1 protein-coding gene is annotated in these 912 nt (G+C 70.9%); it reads left to right on the top strand.

The window, feature by feature from the left end; all coding sequences use genetic code 11:
• Positions 1–906: lysophospholipid acyltransferase family protein (locus CCN42_RS33290; RefSeq protein ID WP_086741143.1), on the top strand; the 906-nt coding region annotated here is incomplete at its 5' end.
• Between the last annotated feature and the right edge of the window lie 6 nt (positions 907–912).

Below are 912 nucleotides of genomic sequence, written 5' to 3'. Positions count from 1 at the left end.
GCCACGGCGCCGCGGGAGGACGACCCCGTGGCCCCCGAGGAGCAGCCGCCGCGGCCCGCGGAGACGAGCGATCTGGAGCGGCGGGTCGCGGCCGGGCTGGCGTTCCTGCGCCGCCGGCTCACCGGGGACTACGAGGTCGACGACTTCGGCTACGACGAGGAGCTGACCGACCAGGTCCTGATGTCGCTGCTGCGGCCGGTGTACGAGAAGTACTTCCGGGTCGAGGTGAAGGGCCTGTCCAACATCCCGGCGGAGGGCGGGGCGCTGATCGTCTCCAACCACTCCGGGACGCTGCCGCTGGACGGCCTGATGATGCAGGTCGCCGTCCACGACCACCATCCCGCCGGGCGGCATCTGCGGCTGCTCGCCGCCGACCTGGTCTTCGTGCTGCCGGTCGTCAACGAGCTGGCCCGCAAGCTGGGGCACACCCTGGCGTGCGCGGAGGACGCGGCACGGCTGCTGGAGCAGGGCGAGCTGGTCGGGGTGATGCCGGAGGGCTTCAAGGGCCTCGGCAAGCCCTTCGCCGACCGCTACAAGCTCCAGCGCTTCGGCCGCGGCGGGTTCGTCTCCACGGCCCTGCGCGCCGGGGCGCCGATCATCCCCTGCTCGATCGTCGGGGCGGAGGAGATCTATCCGATGATCGGCAACGCGAAGACGGTCGCCCGGCTGCTGGGATTCCCGTACTTCCCGATCACGCCGACCTTCCCGTGGCTCGGGCCGCTCGGCGCGGTGCCGCTGCCGACGAAGTGGACGATCCAGTTCGGGGAGCCGATCCCGACGGACGGCTACCCGCCCGAGGCGGCGGAGGACCCGATGCTGATGTTCAACCTCACGGACCAGGTCAGGGAGCAGATCCAGCACACGCTCTACAAGCTGCTGGTGCAGCGGCGGTCGGTGTTCTTCTGACGTCGT

Source organism: Streptomyces glaucescens, from assembly GCF_002154375.1.
Lineage (GTDB): Bacteria > Actinomycetota > Actinomycetes > Streptomycetales > Streptomycetaceae > Streptomyces > Streptomyces glaucescens.
The sequence above is the reverse complement of the archived record's forward strand: the minus strand, read 5'-3'. Positions and strand labels throughout refer to the sequence as shown.